Annotated in this window: 4 protein-coding genes and 1 pseudogene; 3 read left to right on the forward strand and 2 right to left on the reverse strand. The window is 48.9% G+C overall.

Annotation, left to right across the window (positions count from 1 at the left end; genetic code table 11):
- Window positions 1-280 precede the first annotated feature (280 nt).
- From AC1DYF_RS40170 to AC1DYF_RS40180, 3 genes are read left to right on the forward strand one after another with little or no spacing between them, the layout of a single operon-like run.
- Window positions 281-472 carry a hypothetical protein gene (locus AC1DYF_RS40170; protein WP_477884502.1) on the forward strand — a complete coding sequence of 64 codons (192 nt, stop codon included), beginning with the start codon at window positions 281-283 and terminating at the stop codon, window positions 470-472.
- A 52-nt stretch (window positions 473-524) separates the two neighbouring features.
- Entirely contained in the window at window positions 525-956 is a 432-nt protein-coding gene (locus tag AC1DYF_RS40175; RefSeq protein ID WP_477884503.1) for a hypothetical protein, read from the forward strand.
- A gap of 17 nt (window positions 957-973) precedes the next feature.
- Window positions 974-1417 (forward strand): ankyrin repeat domain-containing protein, encoded by a 444-nt coding sequence (locus tag AC1DYF_RS40180; protein WP_477884504.1) that lies wholly within the window; start codon window positions 974-976, stop codon window positions 1415-1417.
- A gap of 216 nt (window positions 1418-1633) precedes the next feature.
- On the opposite strand, the gene AC1DYF_RS40185 is transcribed toward AC1DYF_RS40180, so the two are convergent.
- Both AC1DYF_RS40185 and AC1DYF_RS40190 read right to left on the reverse strand, forming a co-directional pair.
- The gene (locus AC1DYF_RS40185; RefSeq protein ID WP_477884506.1) at window positions 1634-2152 is read right to left on the reverse strand and encodes a superinfection immunity protein; all 519 of its coding nucleotides are present in this window, start codon (window positions 2150-2152) and stop codon (window positions 1634-1636) included.
- A 27-nt stretch (window positions 2153-2179) separates the two neighbouring features.
- Window positions 2180-2307, reverse strand: a pseudogene (locus tag AC1DYF_RS40190) (IS630 family transposase); the annotation flags it as partial.

Here is a 2307-nt window from a genome sequence, read left to right on the forward strand (position 1 = left end):
CGATTCAATGCTGGCAAATTCGAATGATTTTGCGCTACACTCTGCCGGCATCGGGGATTCCTTTGAACCTGAGTTAAGTCGTTCTGGTAAAACAACTTTCTCAGATTCTCAGCCCCGATGCACCAACATAGTGTGAGATATTCGGGCTAACCCCGCTGCCGCAAACCTTGCTGCCACACGGCTTCAAATTCGTCTGCTGTTATGCTCAGTGCGATGATATAATGTTAATGGTTCACCCCCTCAAATCGAGTGCTGGGGGGATTTCCGATGGAGTATATACATGCAACATTTCAAGGAAGCCTTGATTGTAGGTGCCTTTACATTTCTATTCTCTTCGGCATTGGGCGGAATTACCAAGTATAATCGTAAATCATCTCCCAAGATTCATGGAGGGATAATAGGCGGGATTTCGGCGTTACTTGCAGTTGCAACAGTTAAATTATTTTTGCTGAATGGAGTCGCCCTTCGGTAGTCATCGTTGCTGCTATAGCCGCCGGGTTGATTTTTTCTTATGCGAGAAGCCAATGCAATACTATGTGATAAGACCAGAGGTCGCCGGAGGCTTGGGCGAAGATACGGAAATCGACCACTCGTCGCATCCTCCGATCATTTCAAAGCTTCATTATTATTTTGACGATTGGCTTGGCGATGCCATCGTTGAAAGCTTCCCGGTGTTTCTTGTAACAGCAGAGGCGGGACAGGAAATCGAGCAAAATGGTCTAACCGGGGGCCCGCTGGATGTAGCCAAAATAACAACCTCAGAGCTTTTTGAGGATTTGAACCCGACAAGAACACTTCCTGAATTCCTTTGGCTGAAGGCTTACGGCACGCCCGGCAGGGATGACATAGGGATCATGGCCGATGGGACTCTCGTTTTGTCAGGGCGTGCAAAGGAGATTTTCGAAAAGCTCGGAATGGGCAATGCGGAAGTTTATCCCTTTACCGAGTCAGCATAGTGGGGTTACGAGCACAGATGAGATCAACATTCTATGCCTTCTTATTCGCCGTGGTGCTCGGAGCTTCACCTGCCCGTGCTTGTGAACATGCGATCGAGATGTTGGACGCAATTGCATCCGGAGCCGACGACGTTTTAGAGAATATCCTGAAATCAGGAGAAAGTCCGAATTGCCGTGGTCCAGACGACGACACGCCTCTTGAAGCCGCTGTAAACAATCGAGATATATTGGCTATGAAAATACTGCTGAAGTATAAAGCCGACGTGAATGAGACGGTCGGCGGAACAAGCCCTCTTTATAACGCTGCATTGTTTGACTGCGTCCAATGCGCCAATTTATTAATTTCCGCAAGGGGAAAGTTTATTTCAGAAGAAGGGCAAGTGGAATATCTACGAAAGTACAAATATGTAAATGATAACCCGTTTTGGATAAAAGTAATTGCGAGCGGGGCACACAAGTGATCGGCTTTAGGCTGCCGAAAGACCTCGTGTAAGAAACTTGTGCGAACCTTCCTCGCTCCAGCAACATGGGCGGAACCTGCGTGAAGCGACTAACCGTTTTTGGGTCAAGAGGTTTGCTGCAATTTAATTAGCCAGTTAAGTATTAAAGCCTGCTGCCGATCAATTTTGATCACAGAATTCTGGGGCTCGAATATTTCCTGCTTAGCGGCGCTCGGATCATGCGAGCCCTTTCATTGCCTCGGCCTTTAGAAGCTCGAATTCCGGCTGGGTGATTGCCCCTGCATCCAATAACTCTTTGAGTTTCAATATTCTTTCCGGCACCGACTGCGCAGGCGTTGCGATCGGTGGAGTCGTTTCCACCTCGATCGGGACAGGTCCGAATATTGCTTTTACCGTTCTATCTTTTACGGGCTTTACTGGCTCCGAGACGGGTGGCGCAACTGTCACAAGCTCGATTTTTGGCGCCGATGCAAACGCCCATGCCAAACAAATAACGAAGCCAATCAACGTCCAACCGAAGAAGAGATTGACGATAAAGATTGCTGTCGTATTTCGATGGCTACGGTAGGCCGCAACGATCGTTGGCAGGAAATAGATTGCAACAGCGAACACGGCAATTGTGACGATGGTCTTCTGCAAATCGGCGGGAATGTCTGCGGATTGGGCAAGCGCCACGGCAGGCGCAAATGATAGCGTCACTGCCAGAATGGCCGATGAGAGCCGCAGACTTCTCATTGTCAAACTAGTACCTCTGCACAGAGATTATGACTCTTTGGCGATTGGGTTTGGGTATGCTTTGGCAAGTTTGGCGCGGGCTTGCTCGGTTGAGAACATCCATTTGATGCGGGCTCCACTTTGATTGCGTCGGTGTTCCCAAGCGGCGACTTCGG

It is taken from the genome of Rhizobium sp. P2_G9, from assembly GCF_056403475.1.

Coding starts and splice junctions, on each gene's coding strand:
- AC1DYF_RS40170 (WP_477884502.1), top strand. CDS start 281: ATGCAACATTTCAAGGAAGCCTTGATTGTAGGTGCCTTTACATTTCTA.
- AC1DYF_RS40175 (WP_477884503.1), top strand. CDS start 525: ATGCAATACTATGTGATAAGACCAGAGGTCGCCGGAGGCTTGGGCGAA.
- AC1DYF_RS40180 (WP_477884504.1), top strand. CDS start 974: ATGAGATCAACATTCTATGCCTTCTTATTCGCCGTGGTGCTCGGAGCT.
- AC1DYF_RS40185 (WP_477884506.1), bottom strand. CDS start 2,152: ATGAGAAGTCTGCGGCTCTCATCGGCCATTCTGGCAGTGACGCTATCA.